The organism is Clostridium sp. C8-1-8 (assembly GCF_009928445.1).
Classification (GTDB): Bacteria; Bacillota; Clostridia; order Clostridiales; family Clostridiaceae; genus Clostridium_AR.
Map to the genome: position 1 here is coordinate 19955 of NZ_JAABNO010000013.1, position 20768 is coordinate 40722.

General features: G+C 31.3%; 15 protein-coding genes. 4 read left to right on the top strand and 11 right to left on the bottom strand.

Features of this window, described 5'->3' with window-relative positions; all coding sequences use genetic code 11:
• Positions 1-28 precede the first annotated feature (28 nt).
• The 3 genes from GXK57_RS14130 to GXK57_RS14140 all read right to left on the bottom strand — a co-directional run bounded on the left by GXK57_RS14130 (position 29) and on the right by GXK57_RS14140 (position 7009).
• Complete coding sequence (locus GXK57_RS14130) at positions 29-2452, bottom strand: HD domain-containing phosphohydrolase (protein WP_160677563.1); 2424 nt, start codon at positions 2450-2452, stop codon at positions 29-31.
• 336 nt (positions 2453-2788) lie between these two features.
• Positions 2789-5488: a PAS domain S-box protein gene (locus GXK57_RS14135; RefSeq protein ID WP_160677566.1), complete on the bottom strand. Its 2700-nt coding sequence runs from the start codon at positions 5486-5488 to the stop codon at positions 2789-2791.
• Between the two features lie 309 nt (positions 5489-5797).
• Positions 5798-7009 (bottom strand): FAD-dependent oxidoreductase, encoded by a 1212-nt coding sequence (locus tag GXK57_RS14140; RefSeq protein ID WP_160677569.1) that lies wholly within the window; start codon positions 7007-7009, stop codon positions 5798-5800.
• Positions 7010-7414: 405 nt separating this feature from the next.
• On the opposite strand from GXK57_RS14140, the gene GXK57_RS14145 reads away from it, so the two are divergent.
• Complete coding sequence (locus tag GXK57_RS14145) at positions 7415-7795, top strand: DUF1284 domain-containing protein (protein ID WP_160677572.1); 381 nt, start codon at positions 7415-7417, stop codon at positions 7793-7795.
• Between the two features lie 24 nt (positions 7796-7819).
• Here GXK57_RS14145 and GXK57_RS14150 read toward each other — a convergent pair whose 3' ends face one another.
• The 5 genes from GXK57_RS14150 to GXK57_RS14170 all read right to left on the bottom strand — a co-directional run bounded on the left by GXK57_RS14150 (position 7820) and on the right by GXK57_RS14170 (position 13988).
• Positions 7820-8746 (bottom strand): DMT family transporter, encoded by a 927-nt coding sequence (locus tag GXK57_RS14150; RefSeq protein WP_160677575.1) that lies wholly within the window; start codon positions 8744-8746, stop codon positions 7820-7822.
• Between the two features lie 366 nt (positions 8747-9112).
• The gene (locus GXK57_RS14155) at positions 9113-10594 is read right to left on the bottom strand and encodes a family 43 glycosylhydrolase (RefSeq protein WP_160677578.1); all 1482 of its coding nucleotides are present in this window, start codon (positions 10592-10594) and stop codon (positions 9113-9115) included.
• A 560-nt stretch (positions 10595-11154) separates the two neighbouring features.
• On the bottom strand, positions 11155-12864 hold the full coding sequence (locus GXK57_RS14160; RefSeq protein WP_160677581.1) for a potassium channel family protein: 1710 nt from the start codon (positions 12862-12864) through the stop codon (positions 11155-11157).
• A 48-nt stretch (positions 12865-12912) separates the two neighbouring features.
• Positions 12913-13590, bottom strand: coding sequence for a DUF421 domain-containing protein (locus GXK57_RS14165; protein WP_160677584.1), 678 nt, complete (start codon positions 13588-13590; stop codon positions 12913-12915).
• A 26-nt stretch (positions 13591-13616) separates the two neighbouring features.
• On the bottom strand, positions 13617-13988 hold the full coding sequence (locus GXK57_RS14170; protein ID WP_160677587.1) for a hypothetical protein: 372 nt from the start codon (positions 13986-13988) through the stop codon (positions 13617-13619).
• Positions 13989-14299: 311 nt separating this feature from the next.
• Here GXK57_RS14170 and dhaS point away from each other — a divergent pair, with 311 nt between their 5' ends.
• A complete protein-coding gene (dhaS, locus tag GXK57_RS14175) occupies positions 14300-14854 on the top strand; it encodes a dihydroxyacetone kinase transcriptional activator DhaS (RefSeq protein WP_160677590.1) in 555 nt (184 codons plus the stop codon).
• Positions 14855-14908: 54 nt separating this feature from the next.
• On the opposite strand, the gene GXK57_RS14180 is transcribed toward dhaS, so the two are convergent.
• The 3 genes from GXK57_RS14180 to GXK57_RS14190 all read right to left on the bottom strand — a co-directional run bounded on the left by GXK57_RS14180 (position 14909) and on the right by GXK57_RS14190 (position 18154).
• Positions 14909-16567, bottom strand: a complete 1659-nt coding sequence (locus GXK57_RS14180; protein ID WP_160677593.1) for an oleate hydratase — start codon at positions 16565-16567, stop codon at positions 14909-14911.
• A 224-nt stretch (positions 16568-16791) separates the two neighbouring features.
• Positions 16792-17448 carry a class I SAM-dependent methyltransferase gene (locus tag GXK57_RS14185; protein ID WP_160677596.1) on the bottom strand — a complete coding sequence of 219 codons (657 nt, stop codon included), beginning with the start codon at positions 17446-17448 and terminating at the stop codon, positions 16792-16794.
• Between the two features lie 232 nt (positions 17449-17680).
• A complete protein-coding gene (locus tag GXK57_RS14190; RefSeq protein ID WP_160677599.1) occupies positions 17681-18154 on the bottom strand; it encodes an iron dependent repressor, metal binding and dimerization domain protein in 474 nt (157 codons plus the stop codon).
• Positions 18155-18340: 186 nt separating this feature from the next.
• Here GXK57_RS14190 and GXK57_RS14195 point away from each other — a divergent pair, with 186 nt between their 5' ends.
• Both GXK57_RS14195 and GXK57_RS14200 read left to right on the top strand, forming a co-directional pair.
• Positions 18341-19621, top strand: a complete 1281-nt coding sequence (locus GXK57_RS14195) for an Nramp family divalent metal transporter (protein WP_160677602.1) — start codon at positions 18341-18343, stop codon at positions 19619-19621.
• A gap of 278 nt (positions 19622-19899) precedes the next feature.
• Positions 19900-20505 carry an HAD family phosphatase gene (locus GXK57_RS14200; protein ID WP_160677605.1) on the top strand — a complete coding sequence of 202 codons (606 nt, stop codon included), beginning with the start codon at positions 19900-19902 and terminating at the stop codon, positions 20503-20505.
• The last annotated feature ends 263 nt before the right edge of the window (positions 20506-20768 follow it).

Consider the following 20768-nt stretch of genomic DNA (forward strand, 5'->3'; position numbering starts at 1 on the left):
AATATGCTGTTTAAATTACTTTTTATAACTATATTAAACCTTCCATCTCTAATACCCTTAAAAACTCCTCTACTAAAATCGGATCAAACTGTTTTGACGAACATCTTCTTAATTCTTCAACAGCATAATCAATATCCTTAGCTTCCTTGTATTCTCTTTTATGAGTCATTACATCAAAAGAATCAACAACATTTATTATTCTAGCTAAGAGAGGTATTTCTTCCGCCTTCCATCCATTAGGATAGCCTGTCCCATCATATCTTTCATGGTGAGCTAGTATTTCATCTGCTATATGAGATAATTCAGGAGTTGATTTTGCTATCCTATATCCTATTTCAGTATGGGTTTTCATAACCTCCCACTCATCGCTTGTTAGCTTAGAAGGCTTTAGCAGTATATGCTCTGGAATACCTATTTTACCTATATCATGAAGAAGTCCTAAAAGTTCTAATTCATCTAATTTATCCTTTGATAATCCTAATCTAGTTCCTAGTTTATAACTCATTTCTTTAATTCTCATAGTATGTTCTTCAGTTTCACTGTGTTTCTCATGTAAGGTCCTTAATAATGAGCTTGTAACTGCATTTCTTGTACTCTTTTTCTCTATAAGTTTATTTCTATACATCCTTTTCTCTGCAACGCTCATGACAGCCTCTGAATCCATATTTTCTTCATCCATGTTAGCATAACCTAATGCAATGCTAACATTTATAGGAAAGTCTCTTATGCTATCACAAGCAACTTTTATTTTTGTAATTAATTCCTCTACATATTCCTTGTTCTTATCTTTAATCAATATTACAAATTCGTCGCCTCCCCAGCGTGAGACAATATCATCATTACTACAAAGACTCTTAAGTTCTTTACTTACATTGTATATTAACTTATCTCCTTCTTTATGACCTAGTGCATCATTAATAAGTTTTAAGCCATTTACATCTCCCATTATTAAGAAGTATTTCTCATAATGGTTTCTATCAAGCTCTTCGAGTTCTTTCTCCATATATGTTCTATTTTTTAATCCCGTCAATTTATCAGAATAGCTTAAGAATAATATTTCATCTTCATACTTTTTTCTTTCCGTTATATTAATCAATACACTTATCAATCTAAGAGGATTTCCTTTACCATCTCTATCTACAATCTTTCCACGCTGAGAAACCCAAACTATATCTCCACTATTATTAAACATTCTATATGATACATCAAAGAAATCAGCGCCTCTATTTAGTATGTCGTCATATCTACTTCTTAAGTTCTCTAAGCATTCTGGATGTATTTTCGAAAAATGTTCATGAAATAATTCACGGTCATCTCCTGCTTCATATCCTAAAGCCTGTTTCCACTGTTCATTTATATAGAGCCTACTTTCCTCTATGTTTAGATCAAAATATCCGTCTTTTGTTGCCTCCATTACAAGTGTAAATCTTTCATTCATGTCCTTGATATCGATATTAGCTAATGCTAGTTCTTCTAGCATACTATTAGTAGACTGTGCTATATGACTAAACTCATCATTTCCATCAAGCAAAATTCTCGAGCTAGTATCCTTCTTACTTCTTATATCTCCAATAAAAGAATCCAATACTTTAAGTCTTTTTAATACAAATCTATTTAATACAAATCTATCTAAGAACAAAACTATAAGCAATGCTGATATGTACAAACTTCCAAATATAATCAAATAACTTAACCCTATATTATATAAATACCTCTCAATATCGATTGTAACTTCTATGCTATTATTACCATTTATGTCTTTCAAAAATTTAGAAGCAATAATATATCCATTGTTTTTTATAGTTAGTTCATCTTTATTATTATAATCCCTCAACTTATCTAAGAATTTTATATTACTTTTACTTATTGTATTTATATAATTCAATAGTTCCTTGTCTGCAACTCTACCAATTATGAGTTTACCATTTGGTTTTGACCTTTCATCCGAAGTGGTAATTGGTGCTATAGATACTATATATAGTTTATTATTACTACTTACTATGCCTTCCTTTGCCTCTATGCTTAATGGGTTTATCTTACCTAGGTAGCTTTTATTAAGTAATTTTTTCTCTATTTCAGTTCTTTCTTCGTCTTCTACCATATATGTTTTCTTATAAAACAAATCATTGTTTTGATCTATGTAATAAATAAAACTTACTTTAAGCTGCTGCATAGTGTTGTCAACTATGTTTTGTCTAATATACTCTTCATTTTTGTTCTCTAAGAAATTATAGGTTTCATCCCAATGAGCCCAGTCCAAAGAAGTGCTTTTAATATTATTTTCCTCTTTATTTAGTATTGAGGTTAATACATCAAAAGAATCATTTACGGTCTTATTTTCTATTTTATTAATATATTTATCAATAACTTGATAGGAAACAGCATTTGTAAAAATAACAAAAAGCAAAAAACTCATTATAGATATTATTAAAGTCTTTAACCTTACACTCATCGCTATCCTCTCCTAAATTAATCAATTCAGACTAACGATTAATCGTTCGTTCAATAATTTGTAGCTTTATTTATATTATACATGCATTATTAAATAAAATCTTTGTTTTTTGTAAAATAATATTATTAAAATGAATTTATGTAATATTTTTCATATACTTTTATAATATTACTATACTTTTAACAATAGTTTTAAATTGAAACCCTAATATTCTTATAGCTTAAAAAGACGCTTAGCAAATTAAAATTATACTAAACGCCTTTTTATAATCTTTATTATGTTTTTGGACACTATTAAAATTAAGTCGTTATAAGAAAATTCTATATAAACTTAAGATTATAAATATCTTCTCAAAATATTTGTAAGCGCTTCTAGATCTATAGGCTTAGATAGATAATCATCTATACCACAACTTATGAATCTTTCCTTATCTCCTTCCATAGCATATGCTGTCATGGCAATTATAGGTATGTGCTTATTACATACTCTCTCTTTTGATCTAATTACCTTTGTTGTTTCACATCCATCTAATAAAGGCATCTGAATATCCATCAAAATAATATCATATTTGTTTTTATCCATAGACACCAAAACCTCTTCACCGTCTTTTACACAATGATATTCATACATAAGATTTTGTAAGAAGTGTTCAATTACTAATGCATTCATCGGATCATTTTCTGCAACAAGGATATTCTTTCTATTACTTGGCATGTCTGCTTTTTTAATTAATGGATTAGGTTCTTTACAATAATTTGATTTAGTAATTTCATCACTTAAAAGTTCTATAGTAAAATAAAAGGTGCTTCCTTTACCTTCTTCACTTTCAAACCATATATCTCCACCCATTAGATTAGCAAGTTTTCTTGAAATTGCAAGTCCCAGACCAGTTCCTCCGTATTTTCTTGTGTAAGAACTATCCTCCTGTGTGAATAAACAAAATATATCCTCTCTAAAGCTAGAAGCTATCCCCCTACCACTGTCTTCAATGGAAAATTGCAATTTAATTTTATCAGAAGTATTTGATACTCTCTTTACTTTAAAATATATATGACCCTTTTCTGTAAACTTGACAGCATTACTTATAAGATTAAGCAGTATCTGCCGTATCTTTAATTGATCTCCTTCTACCTTTTCACTTATCAAGGGATCTATATAATACAATGCCTCCAAGTTTTTTTCACTGGCTGTAATAGATAATTCCTGAATTATCATCTCAATAGATTCTCTAAAATTATACTTTTCCAAACTAATAACTTCTTTTCCAGCCTCTATCTTAGATATATCTAGTAAGTCATTTATTATTTTCAGTAAGTGATTAGAAGAAGTTTTTAAAATATTTATATATTCTTTCTGTTCCTCATTTATCTCAGTAAATTCCATCAATTGTGCAATCCCTAATATTCCATTCATAGGAGTTCTCAATTCATGACTCATATTGGCTAAGAATTGTGACTTAGCTTGATTAGCCCTTTCGGCTTTTTCTTTTTCTAACTGCAATTGCTTAAAGTTATCTTTTAATTGATTCTCCTTTAATACAGCATCAGTTATGTCGGTCACAAATATAGCAATTTGACCATTTTTTAATTCATATGCCTGCACGTCAATATACTTATGTATAAAATCACAATAGAATTGAGCACAATGTGAAACCCCATTATCAGTAGCCTTCTGATATCCCTTATACACCCAGTCCTCTAACTCAGGAAATACCTGAAGCAAAGACCTTCCTATGCACTTCACTGCTTCTGTACCAGTGATTTCTTGAAAACTTTTATTTACGCTCACAAATTTACAATCAATTATGTTGTGATTATCATCGTAAATAGCATCTCCTAAAGCTACTCCTTGACTCATAGAACCATATAATAACCTATATCGTTCTTCATTAACTCTTAGTTTATCTTCGAGCTTTTTTTGCCAGGTTATATCCTTTGTAAGCCCAACCATTCTAATATTATTACTGCTTCCAAAATTATTAATAACCTTCCCCATGGAGCTTACCCATACATACTTTCCATCTTTTCTGCGCATCCTATGTTCTACCTTTAAAAAGTCACCCAAAACAGCGTCATCTATGGCTTTTCTTACAGCATCTATATCGTCAGGATGAATAGTCATTATGTATTTTTCTAAGTCTCTGGGATAATCATCATTATCATAACCAAGAATCTTTTCAAAAACCTCGGAATAATATACTTCTCCTGAATTAATACTAAAGTCCCATACTCCAGATTGGCTTCCTTCAATGGCCATCCTTAATCTTTCCTGATTCTCGTTTAATTTATCTACTAGCATTATTCTATCCGTTATATCTCTAATGAAGAACAATGTACCTATTATGTCATTATCACTATAAACAGCAGAGCCAGTTACAGATATACAAATTTTCTTTCCATCTTTTCTTAGGTCTATAATCTCAAAATCTTTAATTTTTTCTCCCTTAAATACTTTTAATACTTCGCTAAAGTAATCATATCCACACTTATTAAACATATCTATAAATAAGTTTTTGCCTATAACCTCTTCCTTTGAAAATCCATATATGCATTCTGCATTTCTGTTCCATATTTTTATTATGCCTTCAACATCTGTTCCAATTATGGCATCTGTAGTTTCTTCTGATATGGAATATAAATATCTTATCTCATCATAACTTCTTTTCGAATCAGTGACATCAGAAATAATACTGACAACATAATCAATATCATTTATATTAATTCCAAAAGACTTTATTCTTACTGCAAATATAGCTCCATTCCTCTTATAATTATAGGATTCGAACTCTATTTCTTTTTCAAGTGCCTGGTGAAACTTATCCCAAAAGCGATCCATAGTACTTTGAGTACTTACGTCAAGTACATTCATTGATAAGAGCTCATTCTCTGTATATCCGTAGGTTATCATAGCTTCACTATTGACCATTACTATATTGCCTACAACGTCAAACACCAGCACTATGCCATTTATCTTATCTATTATTTGCCTATAAGCCTTTAGCTCCTGATTAATAACTAACATATCTATAAAAGCCAATCTATGCCACCTCTATAATTATTAAGTTTAAATAAACTTTTATTTCAATTAAAATTGTTATTAATATTTTCGAAAGGTTTATATTAGTCTTAATAACTTATGGTTTAATAATACTAATGTAAATTCAACCAGCTTTATTAAAATACATCTTATTTTTATCTAATATATATATAGATGTACCACTTCATGGAAAATCTATATTTTAAAGTTTTCCTCTAATAAGACGGAGGGTTCTAAAAATAGATTTCGAATTGAAGCGGTATATATTTAATTGTACAGTTGAATTGTGGTTAAAATATGTGTGGATTATCAATCATATCTATTGATTTTAAATAACTTTAAATCCTCGTCTGTTTCTCCAAAATATAACTTACTGAGCATCATTCCGCCTAGTATGGCAAAAAGTATTCCATTGGCACCGTACCCCAAACAATACCAAAGCTTATTATTTTTAGGATCCTTTCCTAAGAAGCCTAAGTTATCTTTAGTAGATGCAAAGGCTCCACAATATCTGTAATCTATGTTTATCGGTAGATTAGGGAAAAGATTTTTTAACCTTTGTTCCAGCTTTATATAACTTTCCTTACATATATCTTCCTTAGGTATACCATGTAAGAAATCTAAATCTTCTCCTCCAATTATTAATCTGTTATCTTCTGTAGTTCTAAAATAGTTATAAGGCTCTTTATTATCTCTAAATATTACGTTTTTATATAGCTCTTCTATCTGAGCAATGGGCTTAGTTACTATATTGAAGGTTGTAGTTTTAATCCCAAAATCCCTGTTGGTAAATAAACTAGTATTGTAACCTGTTGCAACAATTATAATTTTCCCTCTAACTTTATAGCCATAAACAGTTTCCACATTTACAATATCACCTTCATACTCAACTCTTCTTACTTCTGTATTTTCATATATCCTTAAGCCCTTACTTAAACCTGCTTCAAGTAAGCTATGAGTAAATCTATAGGGATCAAATTTTGCCCCTCCATTCTTACTTAACACACCTGCTTTCACGTCAAATCCAAATTGATTACTTTCTTTATCTATAAATTCAACATCAAAACCATATTCCTTTCTAAGATTGTACTCTTCCCTTATTTCTTTAATATCTGTATTTTTAGCTGTATACAAAAAGCTATCTACCCGCTTAAAATCACAGTAGTTCCCATGCTCAGCTATAAATTTCTCTATTTCATTTAAAGCTACTAAGCCTAGTTTGTATGACTTTATAATGTTTTCCAAAGAAGTATCTTTTTTTAATTTCTCTGCATTGCTATCAAGCTCATATTGAAGAAGTGATGTAGTTATACTAGTACTTCCATGGGCTATTCTTGCTTTCTCTAAGATAACTGCATTTACTCCACTTTTAGAAAAATAGTATCCTAAGATAGCTCCAGTTACACCTCCTCCAACTATTATTACATCTGCTTCTATATCTTCTGTTAAATACTCATACTGTTTAATAACCTTATTTGCTCTAGTAAAGAAACACTCTCCCTTTACATATTCTTTATCCATCTCTGCCGCTTACCTCCATATTTATACTTAAATCCTTAGGTTAATTTATACTAGCTATTTAGATCAAGCTACATATAAGCCACTTACCTCAATCAAACTAAATGATCACATTAGGTTCAAGTATATTATGTTTCCTATACATAAAAAAAATCACTGTTTCTATCAGTGATCTAATTAAATTAGTTATATTAAGTTTATACAGCAGTAAAGCCTTAAGTACATTTGTAGGTATAAATATCATGTTATAATATAGTTATCAAGTAAAAGCGCCATTAATAGTTAAAATTATTTTTAGTATTTCTAAGATTATAGGCTTGGAATATCTAGTTTTATTAATAAACATGCTACTTATAGCCTACAATCAATAAGATTCGTTTTCATATTAAAGTAATAAAGGAGTTAACTATGATATATTTAAGACCTCATCATGGCCTTTGTATTCAGCATTTTGTTGGAAAGGGATATAGCAAAGAGTTTGTTGATAATATGAAAGGTACAATTAAAGTTCTTGAAAGTACACCTAATATAGAAATAACCTTAGTACCTGCTTCAGATAATATTTGTAGTTCTTGTCCAAATAATAATCAAGGAAATTGCTTATCTGGACAAAAACCTGAAGATTATGACAAAGCCTGCCTTAGTTTATGTAATTTAAATTTCGGCGACGTTATCCAGTGGGCAGATTTTAAACAAATAGTGCAAAAAAACATCTTAAGCCAAGACAAGCTCTCTATAGTCTGTAAAGGATGTGAGTGGATTAGTATTTGTCAGGGTTTTTATAAGTAAAAACCCTGATTTTAAATATATTCATTACTTTTGCTTTACTCTATAAACTAAAAATATACCGTAGCATACAAGTATTAGCGCTACTAATATCTTTAAATCAAATATATTTTCCCCTAAGGACAACGCTGAAAGTAATGTACCAAACACAGGTACTAAGAAATTAAATACTGATATCAAACCTACTTTATTGTAGTTTAAAAGCTGTGTCCAAAGTGCAAAGGCTACAGATGAAAGCAATGCCATATATACTAAAAGTCCTGTAGACTTCAAGTTAAAGCCTTGCAATCTCCCCCCTAGCGTAAGACCTAAAATTGTCAATATCACCCCTCCAATAAATAACTGATACCCTGTGACTATAGATGGATCTGACTTTTGAGTTATTCTTTTTCCATATATAGCTGAAACTGCAAATATAATTGCTGAAATCATTATAAATCCCTCACCTCTGAAAGAAAAAGCTCCCCCAGCAGAAGCTTGCCCATTAAGGTTTACAATTATAACGCCAGAAAACCCTACAATACATCCAAGTATTTTATTAAAGTTAAGCTTATCATTTTTATAAATGAAGTGAGCTAATATAATGCTAACAAAGGTTCCTGTTCCATTTATAATTGAGCCTCTAACACCAGTAGTATAGGACATTCCTATATAGAAAAATATGTATTGAAGTGCTGTCTGAAGAAATCCAAGTGATATAACTTGTCCAAATTGTTTCTTTGAAAAAATAAATATGTTTTTCTTCATAAGTAAGCTAAGTAAAAGCACAAAAATTCCTGCTAAGGTAAATCTATAACCTGCAAAGGTCAGCTTTGAGCCTAGGTCATTAGCACCTACATGAAATAATCCATATCCAATCTTAATTGATGGATAAGCACTCCCCCATAAAGCACAGCATAAAGTTGCTAATATTACAATATTTCTTCTGTTTGTGTAAAACTTATTTTTATCCATATCTATTACTCCTCATATAGCTACCAATTTATATTTTAGGCTATGTTAAAGTACAATGTTTAGATTAAGTGGCTAGCCATCCTATGCTTTAATGAGTTTACCACTTAATTTCAACGATATTATTAAAGATAGCCCTATTTTAAAACATATAATAAATATATTATAAAAAATTCGCTAAAGCGACCTTCTTTAGTAAACTTTTTTAAATTTAAGCTAGTAATTTTTTACTTACATACCTTTTATTAATATATTAAAAAAACTACTTCAACACAACTTATATATGCTGAAGCAGTTCATTTCAATTAAAAGATAAGTTTAAAGATTTTCTATATTATTATATAGAAACTAAATTTAACTAAACTTGATTTATTCTCCATTAGGTTTTGGTATAGGATTATACCTTCCAACTGGTATACCAAAGTTTGGTGTGCCATCACCGTTCCAAGTAAATCTCTGCATACTAACCATTCTCGGAGCATAGTTATTTGGGCTCATCATGGCATGATATATAATCCAATCTGAATCATCATTTTTTGATTTTACAAAGGAGTTATGACCAACTCCCCAAAGTCCATTTTCTTCTGAAGCCTGAAACACCGGCTTCTCTGACTTTGTCCAATTTGAGGCTACTAAAGGGTCTGACTTACTATCACAAGTAAGCATGCCTAAACAATAATACTGAGTACTACAAAAGCTTGCTGAATAAGTAACAAAGGTTTTTCCATTATGCTGTAATACGCTTGGCCCTTCATTCACATTATACACTCCATTGGTGCCTTGCTGCTCCCAAGAAAAACTTGGTCTTGAAAGCTCTACTCTTTTTCCAGTAAGAGAAGTTGGACTACTCATCTTAGATATAAATATCTTTTGTACTCCTGGATCTGATGGTGTTATTCCAGACCATAGAAAATACAAACTACCATTTTGCCTAAGGATTGTCCCATCTATTGCCCAATCATCTGCATCTTCTACATATAACCTACCTGCATCTGTCCATGTACCAGTAGTAGGATCAGCACTAGTATTTTTAAGAACTCCGGTCTTTCCTCCTCCACTATAGTAAATGTACCAACCCTTATCTATATAGTGTAATTCTGGTGCCCATATATTCTCAGTATTCCAACCAAAGTCTGGTGCGGTCCAAATTATCTTCCCCTCAGTATTAAACAAATCGCTTAGATTTCTACTTTTATACATTATAAGCTTAGGAGTATATGCACCATCCACCGTATAAGTATGCATTCCATAATAATAACCATCTGTATGACTATACACATATGGATCAGCTTTATCTCTATCTGTATCTCTTGGGTTAGTCATAGTACTTGTGGTGGAATAAAGCTTAAAGGTAGCATCCTTTTTATCAGAAGCTCCTGATATTTCTTCAAAAATGCACTTTCCATCCTTAACCTTCATATAGAGCTTAGAATCTTTATAAGTTTGAAAAGAGGCGTAGGCTGAACTAGCTAACCCAGATACCTTCTTAAAAGTTGCATTTTCTTTAAAATAAGCACTTCCATCACTCTCTGATAAAGTAAGTATATTATTATCATTTTTTAAAAAGTGCCCTGGATGACTTACAGATTCTAAAGAAACATATTTAGAATCTGCTAAGCCTTTTCTTTGAACATAATAACTATCATATATTTGTGATATGTCTTTATCTATCTTCACCTCAGAATTAGTATTTGTTAAATAATATCCTAGCAAGTCATAGACTTGTAGCCTAACAATTGTATCTGCTCCTGAGGAAACTTCCTTTGGTCTACCAAAATAGAATGCAAAGCCAACTATAAATGCAACTACAATTATAACCTTCGTTAGATTAATTATAAATCTTTTATTCATTCTCTCCTCCATACCTATAATACCTTTAACGTTTACATAAATGATAATAATACATAAACCTGGTATAATAACAATAATATACACTATTTTAGATTTATGTTCAACGTTTTAGGTTTGTTTAAAATAAAAAAATATACTGAAGCGGTTTTTCTTCAGTATATTTTTTTTTGCGCATCTGCCTTTTCTGAACGTATGTGAAGAAATTCTGGCAGGCGACTTAATTTTCTTTTTTATTCTTTCTCTTTTATACACTCTTAGCCAATTCAATCATACTTATCCACAGCTTTGTCTGAAATATAATTTTCTCTAAAGAATAAAAAAAATCACTGAAACGTTTTTCCTTCAGTGATTTTTTTGCGCATCTACCTTTTCTGAACGTATGTGAAGAAATTCTGGCAGGCGACTTAATTCTCTTTTTATTCTTTCTCCTCTATACTTTCTTAAGCAATCGAAGCATACTTATCCATAGCTTTATCTAAAATATAATTTCCTCTAAAGAATAAAAAAATATACTGAAGCGGTTTTTCTTCAGTATATTTTTTTGCGCATCTGCCTTTATATCATCTTAATATTTTTCTTACGAAGGCTACTGTAAAGTAAGACATTAGAAACATTCCCATAAACCCTTCAATACCTGATAGTAGCATAGCCTGTATATTGCCTGGGTTCACATCTCCATAACCTATGGTTAAAATTGTGGCAATGCTATGATATAAACCTTGCAAGGACTTCTGTAGAATAGGGCTTACTTTCTTATATGAAGAAAACTTATCACCATCTAGCTTTACAAATGGCAAGGTATATATTCCTGCAAAGGTAACTACTGTTATTAGCATAGTAAAGCCTATTCTAATAGGATTTGTAGCATAGTTTCCTACAAAATCTAAAACAAACCACTTAAAAGGGAACATCATATATCTTCTAATTTTATGTATCATTTTATTATTCTCAGGTGATAAGTTTTCTCCTCTTAATTTATATATACTTTCGCATCTCTTAAATTCTAAGTAAGCCAAATCCTCATCATTGTACCTGCCAATATTTCTAAAATTCTCTTTCAAAAGTCTGAACTGATTAGCCTTCTCTTGAAAATTGGTTTTATCACCTTGAGAATATATCATTTCCTTAACTTTATTCATTTTCCAATCTATATATATTTGTCCTAAGTTTTTTGTGTTAAGCACATTAAAGGATTGTATATTAACGACTTTTTTACTTGAAGAAGCCAGATCAAAAGTTTTTTCTATTATACAATTTTCTAGCACTAAGGTTCCGCAATATTTCAAGCTCATATTTACATGCTCAATAAATATGGAATCCTTAAATATAAGTTCATCTATAGCACTATCTGAAAAGCTTATAGGTTTCCCTTTAAACTCTGCAGCTTTGAAAACAATCTTGCCTTCTGTCAAGTTCAAGCTAGTCATATTAAATTTACCACTACCAAATACTACATATCTAAAATGTATATCACACTTAGAATATCTACAAAAGCTAAAGTCAATATTACTATTTCCAAATATTGATCCACTAAAAGAAAGTTTTCCTAATTCAAAGGAAGATGCAAAAAATATGATATCTCCGTTACTAAAATTAGCATTTCTAAAGGACACATCCCCTTTACCAAAGTTTGTACCACTAAAATCTAATCCACCTGGACTAAATATAGAATAGTCAAAATCAATATGCCCATCTCCAAAGGATGCGCCACTAAAATTTAAGTGGCCCTCAGGTAAGCTATTTGCCCTAAAGCTTACATCTCCATCACCAAAGTGGGCTCCATAGAAATTTATCTCTTTTCCATAGAAGTGAGAAAAAGAAAAGTTCTTTTCTCCGTTACCGAATCTAATACCATTAAAATCCGTATTGTTTACCCAAAAATATGATTTTTCAAAATTAACTTTACCATTACCAAAAAGAGAATTAGCTAGACTAAATACCTCTCCTCCAAACTTAGTATTGCTAAAATCTGAATTGCCGTCAAAGAAACATCTCTCAGCGTAAAAGTCCTTAATATTATTGTCACCATCACAGCCAAAGAACTCTCTATACCCCTCTATGGAGAAATCCAAAAAATAAAGTTCCCTAATCTTATAATCAATATATGCTGATTTTATATCTAGCAATTGTTCTATACTAAAAGCTCCAAATTGTCTTATTTCAGTTACTTCCCCTTCATCATTAAAAAAATTTATTACAATAGTTTTTTCAGAATATAGGTTTTCACCTATTTTATAAGGAGTATCTTTTTCAACCACATCATATCTCATTGTATTATCGCTCCTAAATATCTCCTATTGAAAAATCAATATAAGTAATTAATTATATTTTCGTAAAACAATTAGCTTCCATGAAGAGTCTAGCTCCGCTATTGCAACTTCCTTTACAAAATCTTCAATCCCATTATTCTTCAGTTCATTTATAAGCCAACCTTCATCCTTTCCTATATGTTTTAGATTACTGTGCTGTATAGTACCATCTAGAATAAGTGGAATAGTAATAGTTTCATTTGCTGCTGACATATTTAAATCCTTAAGAGTAACTGGTTTATTTTCACCTTTGAGAAAAACAGATAGCGTTCCTTGAGGTTCAAAAATCGCAGTTTGTACATCTGAAACTTTATCGCAGCCCTGTTGTCTTAGCAGTCCCTTCAATTGATTCATACTTAGACTTAGTTTCTTTAAAGCCTTCATATCAATATTTCCATTTTCTATTATTATAGTAGCTGTATGTTCGAAAAACCTAGTAAGCTTATTTATAGTAGCTAGTCTTCCTGCAATAAGCATCAGTGCCACAAGCATTCCAACTCCGTATATTGACTTTATTACCACCTTATCAACTAAGGGTTCTGCTGCAACATTTGCAAGTATCATAACCCCAGCTATTTCATAAGCTGTCATCTCAGCAATTGCTTTCTTTGTCATCATTCTTGTTGATAAATAAGTGAAAAAGTATACTAAAATAACCCTTATAGAATAAGTTATAACTATCTTCATAATCTCCTCCAATTAAAACTAACTAGTTATGGTCCAGAGAAAGGTTTTACCACCAAATTTATCATTTCTCTTAGAGCTCCTACATATTCTAATGAACTATCTTGCCTATTCTTTACAGTTACTTTAAGTTGTCCAACTGTGTGCTCAAAGCTAATCAATGCTTCTGTAGCATTATTTGCTTGTATTATAAATTTGTTGCTTTCAAAGTTGTGTACAAACTCTTCAGTGTACTGATCAGCTTTCTTCCAGTCTCCCTGTTCTATTGTTGCTTGAATCTTATTAAGCTGATAATTCATAGATTTTAAAGGAAGAATATTTCTAAATATAATCCATAATAATATAAAAGATAAAAACCATATGATTGCAATCTTATGCCTAACATCATAATTGTCAAACATGCTTTCACATCCATTCCTCATATACTATTATTTAGTATCACAACATTGGTTATATTTATACTTATTTATAGATACACCACCTAATATTAAAACTTATGTTCTCAAATAGTTAATTTTGAAAACATTGGTTTTTAGATTCTTTTATGAAGTTAATTAGATAATTAAAATATTATTACAGCTTTGTATGATTATTGTTATTATTTTCATAAATGATATATAATAGAAATAACAGACTAGCTTATAAGTAATTTATAAATCCCCATATTAATAAACTATATGATCAATAAGAAAAACTGTTATAGGAGATTGATATGTCAGAGTCATTAATAACTAAAAGAGCTCTCGCAGCTTCGATTAAGCAGCTTATGGAGACGATTCCATTATCTAAAATATCTATTCAAGAAATAGCAGATAACTGCGGACTAAATAGACAAACCTTCTATTATCACTTTAAAGATAAATTTGACCTTGTAAACTGGATTTATTACACTGAGGTCACAAAAAATATAGATAATTGCAGGCATTATGATAACTGGCCTGATGGCATGTATAGAACCCTATGCTATCTAATGAACAACAAATCCTTTTATATAAATGCTCTTAATACTCCTGGGCAAAATGCATTTGACGGTTATTTCTTTGAATTTAGCTATGAACTCATCCTGGGCGTAGTTAATGACCTGTCTACTCAGCTGAAGGTTTCACAAAAGGACAAAAAGTTTATATGTGAATTTTATACTCATGCTTTTGTAGGAATAATAGTTCAATGGATAAAAGGCGGCATGAAAGAATCCCCTAAGACTATGGTAGAACAAATTAGAAATATTGTAGAGGGCAGCATGCTAGGTGCTCTAGCTAGATACTGAGTAAAAAAAGGGTCCAAGGCTATAATGTATAAGCCTTGAACCCTTTATCCTTAACTATTTTATAAATAACTTCTTTAGTGCCATTATCTCTTCACGTAGATTGTCATCTCTCATCATAACCATAGCTGAGTTGAGAAGTACTCTTGCATCATACTGTCCTTTGTATATAGGAGTAACTTCTTTATCTAAATTCAAGAATTTATATACAGCCATTTGAGCTGACCTTGCTGAGTAATCTACCGTAAATACAACATCATCTGGGATCTCAGCAAACTGTCCAAGGAAAGCTAGGTTAGTAGAACATTCTGGCACTACCTGTGGTCTATCTCCCTTTGATCTTGTTAAAAATTGACTTGTTATAAATGGCATTATACATGGAATACATATAGATGTGCTCATAATCTTGTCCATATCTTCTTTAAAGTTTAGATGGTACAATAGCTCAGTGAGGATTTCTTCACCAGTACAATCTACCATTCTCTTCTTTACAAAGTCTCCTTCTTTATATGGAAACAGTGCATAGCCCCAGAAAGCTTGTACATCATCAGGCTGATTTATAAAGTGAGGTTGATTGTGTAGAACTATGGACATAAACCAACCTGAGTCTTTGAAAGTCATAAGAGCTCCTGTCCCTGGTTGATTTCCTGTATATTCTATTATCTTATTAAACATTGTAGGATCTTTTAAAGTAACAGTGAAAGATTCCCACATAGATTCTTCTACTCTGTTGTTAAATACTTCTGGTCTTCCAAACTCAGGTGACTCTTTAGCTATCTTCTCCCAAAGACTCCAGTCTCCTCCTGCAGTCTTATCATTAAGCTTTGGTACGGTATTCATAGAACCTAAGCTAGCTCCTGCAGTTAACGAACCTATTGTAACAAATACAAAATCATCAGCTTCAACTACTATCTTCTCTTCTTTTTCAGTTCTCAAGCAATTAATTGCTGTAACAGTCTTTTTATCATTGTCTGTGTTAAAATCCAGGCTAGTTACTAAGCAGCCATATTGAAAATCAACTCCTTGTGCCTTTAACCATTCAGTCATAGGTAGTATTATTGAGTCATATTGGTTATAAGGTGTACGACGAACTCCAGACAAATCGCTTATCCTTGGAAGCTCATGAAAAAATCTATGAAGATATCTCTTAAACTCTACTGCACTGTGCCATGGTTCAAAAGCAAAGGTTGTAGTCCATTGAAACCAGAAGTTTGTTTTGAAGAAAGTCTCTGGGAAGCAATCAGTAATTGTCTTAGTCCCTAAAGAATCTTCTGTATTCATCAATATATCTATAAGAGCGAGTCTATCTTGACGATTAAAACCTAACTTTGAGGATTCTAATATGTTTGCATCATTGTCAATTAATCTAGCTTTTGATGAAGTATGAACTTTTTTATTAAAAGCTCTAAACTCATCCATAATTGAAACAGTAGGATCAGTTAGAGAAGGGATACACTCCATGATGCCAAAGATACATGCATATGCCTCTTCATCAAACATTCTTCCTCCACGGATTACGTAACCTGTTTCAGGATTGCCAGCGCCATCCATACTTCCGCCTTCTATGCTACTTTGCTCAAGTATATGAATATTCTTGGCTGGAACATGACCATCCCTGATTAAATAAACCGCTGCTGAAAGAGATGCTATTCCCCCTCCAACTAAATAAGCATTGATCTTTTCTACATCTACATTTCTGTCAAAATTAAATCTCATTTTACCCAACCCCTCTTTATAAAATATTATCTAGCAAGTTTATACCCAAATCACTTGCTATGGTTATAATATAATTCTTTATAAAAAGATGTTGAATAATCAAAACTTTCTGTTTGTCTAAAAAACATACAGCTTCTTAAAACTGTCTAATTTTTTTACATAAATAATCTGATGTAAAATTAACTTTTGACTCTGTTAAAGTACTGTGTTGAAATTAAGTGGTCTTAAAATTTCTTTGATACTAGAATAACAGTATTTCCAAACTGGTTAACCTTCTCTACAGACTTAAAGCCAGCTTCATAAAGCAGCTTTCTCTGATTTTCCACAGTACAAGGAGTATCATAATGATAGAAACCTTCAGTTATACCAAGCTCTTTTCGTATTCTTATATTCTCATGAAAATGAAAGTCCTCATATTCTTGATTAGGTGCCATATAGTCAGTTTCAATATAAATCCCACCATGTTTTAGGCTTTTAAAAAGCTTTTTATATAGCTGAAGCTTTTCTTCATGAGCGAAATGATGGAGAGTCTGAACAGATAGAGCAACATCAAAGCTCTCCTCTCCCATATCATAATTAAAATAGCTGTCTACTATAAGTGTTATTCGATTTATTTTATCCTTGTGCTTTTCCTTTAACTTTTCCAACATATCCTTTGAAAAGTCAATCCCCGTAACTTCAACCTTAGGATTAAACTTAAATATTTCATCTAATTCCAATCCGGTACCACAACCTAAATCTAATAGATTTATAGGTTGGTTTTGTGGCACAAGCTTAGCTGTTTCTATATAGTAATTACCTGCACCATCAACAAAATCCATCATGTGCTGTTCATAATCATCTACCCTTTTATTAAAAAAGCTTCTCATCTCTTCTAACATTTTAACTGTCTCCTAAATATAAATTTGTGGATGTACCACCTCATACTAAAATTTATATTTTCAAATTATCCTCTCAGAATCCAGAGGAGTTTTTTTAATAAATTTCATATTGAAATAGTCCATCTTTATATAGCAGATCCTACTATAACAAAATTATATTCCTACAAAAATAAGTAAGAAACCTTAAAGATATTACTTAAAAAAACTTGCTCCGTTTGGTCATAAAAACTCTTTACTTCTGCTTCTTACCTATATAGTCATCAAACCTAACAGCTATATCTGGATTATCTTTTATGAAAGCTATATACTTATCGAAACATTTTATACTCTGATTACTTAGAGTATGTTCTACCTTTTCTGTCTCTATCAAAATTTTGTCCTCAGCAATTCCTAAGATTCTTAAAAAACACTCTATGGTTTTGTGGCGTTTTAATAGAAATGCACCTAACTTCTTTCCTTCTTCCTTAAGAACTATAACTCCGTACTTTTCATATAGTAAGAGATCTAACTCTCCAAGTCTCTGTACCATCCTGGTAGCAGAGGGGGGATGTACATTTAGAGCATCGGATAAGTCATGTATTCTTGTAAAGCCTTTATCTATTGACAACCGATATATCATCTCTAGATAATCCTCCATGGATGCAGTAAGTGGATTATCCTCATTTTTCATATATTCACTGAAAGTACGGAAAGCTTTGTTGTCCATTTGTTCACCTTCTCTTAGGGTTAATAAATGCTTAGTAAATTATATGCACTAACTTCTTAAAAAATTACTCTAGAGTAACATTTTTATAATTAAGTTCATAGTTTATATTAAGTTAAGAATTTTAGCCTAGAGTAAAACTTTGCTCTTATGATACTTATATTATTTTTAATACAGAGGGTGAATTATATGGATAAACGAAGCTTTCCAAAAAAGACTCATAATATAAAAGAAAATACTAAGTCTAGCACTTTTCTAAGTTTTAAAAACTTACTAAAATTTTTAGGCCCAGCCTTTATCGTAAGCGTTGCATATGTTGATCCTGGAAACTTTGCAACTAATATCAGTGGCGGTTCTACCTTTAATTACAATCTACTATGGGTTATTTTATGGAGTAACCTAATGGCTATATTTCTTCAAATCATGTCAGCCAAGTTAGGTATAGCAACTAATAAGAACCTAACTCAGATGTGCAGAGAAGTATTTTCAAAGAAAGTTAATTGGTTCTTTTATATCGTATCAACTCTTGCAGCCATGGCCACTTCCCTAGCTGAATTTGTAGGCGCTGCACTTGGGCTTTACTTATTACTTCATATTCCTATATCTTACTCAGTAGTAATAACTACAATAATAACCTTATCAATCGTCTATCTCCAAAAATACGGTCAAAGAATTGTTGAACTTGTTATTACAATATTGATTGCTGTAATCTGCATTGCCTACACCATAGAGTTATTTCTTGCAAAACCAGATTGGTCTCAAGTAGCTATTCATACTTTACTGCCTTCCATTCCCAACGGCCAAGCTTTGTTAATAGCAGTAGGGATGCTTGGAGCTACAGTTATGCCTCATGTAATTTACCTTCATTCACAGTTAGTCCAAAGTCGAAGCAACAATAAGACTCTAGAAGAAAAGAAAAAACATCTCTTCATGGAGAAGATTGATGTGTTCGTAGCTATGAATATTGCCTTTATAGTTAATGCCGCTATGGTAATAGTTTCAGCATCAGTATTCTATAGTCATGGTATGGTAGTTGATTCAATAGAGCAAGCACATAGATCTCTCGAGCCTTTACTTGGTTCTCTATCAAGTGGTGCTTTTGGAGCAGCTTTACTAGCTTCTGGTTTTTCCTCCTCTTCTGTAGGTGCTATGGCAGGTGAAACAATTATGGATGGCTTTGTAGACTTAAAAATTCCTGCAATTGTAAGAAGAATCATAACAATGCTTCCCGGAATAATTATTATAGCAATAGGTGTAAATCCAATGAAGGCACTGGTAATAAGCCAAGTATGCTTAAGCTTTGTACTACCAGTTACAATAATATCTATGCTAAAGATTACTAACAGAAAAGACTTAATGGGTGACTTTGTAAATAAACCTTTTGTAAAGATATTAGGTTGGCTCATAGCTTCAGTTATAATAATTATGAATGCTGTTTTAATATATTTAACTCTAACAGGAAAGGTTTAATAAAACTGAATATAAGCTATTATATAAATGCAGATGACCTCCTATAACAATGCCATGTTGGGAGCCATCTGTTATTTTTATTAGATTATATACGAATTCAAAACAATAAACTTTAGGTTCTATTGAGGCGCTGTGTTGAGATTAAGCCATAAGTCATGTGATGTTTTTACGAGCTTACCCAAAGAATTAATACACACACATATATACCAATCACATTTATTTATGTATAATAATGTAATATAGTTGCTTATATTGATTGTATGAAAAGGAGTTTTAGAATGTATAAAAATATAATATTTGATATAGGAAATGTAATTTTAGATTTTAATCCTAAGGATTATCTTAGCCAAAAAATATCTGAACCCGATAAGGTTCTAGAGGTACATAAGGAGTTATTTCAAAGCGAAGAATGGGTGATGCTAGATAGAGGTGTTATCACTGAAGAAGAAGCTAGAAAAGTAATAATCAATAGAAGCAAGGCAAATGGAGATTTAATAAAACTTGCTTTTGAGGGTTGGTACGATATACTTACACCTATCGAATCCACCGTTGAAGTGATAAAAAAGCTTAAAGAACTAAAGTATAACTTGTACTTTTTATCTAACTTTCACTTATTAGCCTTTGAACATATAACTGAGAAGTATGATTTTTTCAAGCTTTTTGATGGAGGTATAGTATCTTATAAGGAAAAGCTAATAAAACCTGAGGAAGCTATATATACAAGGATAGTTGAAAAATATAATCTTAACCCTGAGGAATCAATATTTATTGATGATGTGGAAGAAAATATTCAGGGAGCTAAAAAACTTAACTTCAATACAATACTACTTAAAGATCCTACCAAGTTAGTCGAAGGTCTAAGAGCCTATGGCGTTGAGCTTTAATGAAGGCTTAACTTAATATAGCCATTATAAAACTAAGTGATTGATCTTCTTCCGGTGCCTTAGTTGTTCATCTGACTTTCTGAAAGTATAAGAGTAAAACATGGTAGACGAATAATATTACCTTTTGCTGTTATACCCACTTGATATTGTTATTTTCAGCTAACTAATAACTTTATGCCTTCTTGTACAGTAAAAAAATCTTGCATCCCTAAGGCCCAATTAGTCCTAGATGCAAGATTTTCTTAAGTATTTTTAAACAACAA

What these genes read in the sequence shown, in the direction of transcription:
- GXK57_RS14130 (WP_160677563.1), bottom strand. Translation starts at nt 2,452, where the DNA reads ATGAGTGTAAGGTTAAAGACTTTAATAATATCTATAATGAGTTTTTTG.
- GXK57_RS14140 (WP_160677569.1), bottom strand. Translation starts at nt 7,009, where the DNA reads ATGGATAAAGAATATGTAAAGGGAGAGTGTTTCTTTACTAGAGCAAAT.
- GXK57_RS14145 (WP_160677572.1), top strand. Translation starts at nt 7,415, where the DNA reads ATGATATATTTAAGACCTCATCATGGCCTTTGTATTCAGCATTTTGTT.
- GXK57_RS14150 (WP_160677575.1), bottom strand. Translation starts at nt 8,746, where the DNA reads ATGGATAAAAATAAGTTTTACACAAACAGAAGAAATATTGTAATATTA.
- GXK57_RS14155 (WP_160677578.1), bottom strand. Translation starts at nt 10,594, where the DNA reads ATGAATAAAAGATTTATAATTAATCTAACGAAGGTTATAATTGTAGTT.
- GXK57_RS14160 (WP_160677581.1), bottom strand. Translation starts at nt 12,864, where the DNA reads ATGAGATATGATGTGGTTGAAAAAGATACTCCTTATAAAATAGGTGAA.
- GXK57_RS14165 (WP_160677584.1), bottom strand. Translation starts at nt 13,590, where the DNA reads ATGAAGATAGTTATAACTTATTCTATAAGGGTTATTTTAGTATACTTT.
- GXK57_RS14170 (WP_160677587.1), bottom strand. Translation starts at nt 13,988, where the DNA reads ATGTTTGACAATTATGATGTTAGGCATAAGATTGCAATCATATGGTTT.
- dhaS (WP_160677590.1), top strand. Translation starts at nt 14,300, where the DNA reads ATGTCAGAGTCATTAATAACTAAAAGAGCTCTCGCAGCTTCGATTAAG.
- GXK57_RS14180 (WP_160677593.1), bottom strand. Translation starts at nt 16,567, where the DNA reads ATGAGATTTAATTTTGACAGAAATGTAGATGTAGAAAAGATCAATGCT.
- GXK57_RS14185 (WP_160677596.1), bottom strand. Translation starts at nt 17,448, where the DNA reads ATGTTAGAAGAGATGAGAAGCTTTTTTAATAAAAGGGTAGATGATTAT.
- GXK57_RS14190 (WP_160677599.1), bottom strand. Translation starts at nt 18,154, where the DNA reads ATGGACAACAAAGCTTTCCGTACTTTCAGTGAATATATGAAAAATGAG.
- GXK57_RS14195 (WP_160677602.1), top strand. Translation starts at nt 18,341, where the DNA reads ATGGATAAACGAAGCTTTCCAAAAAAGACTCATAATATAAAAGAAAAT.
- GXK57_RS14200 (WP_160677605.1), top strand. Translation starts at nt 19,900, where the DNA reads ATGTATAAAAATATAATATTTGATATAGGAAATGTAATTTTAGATTTT.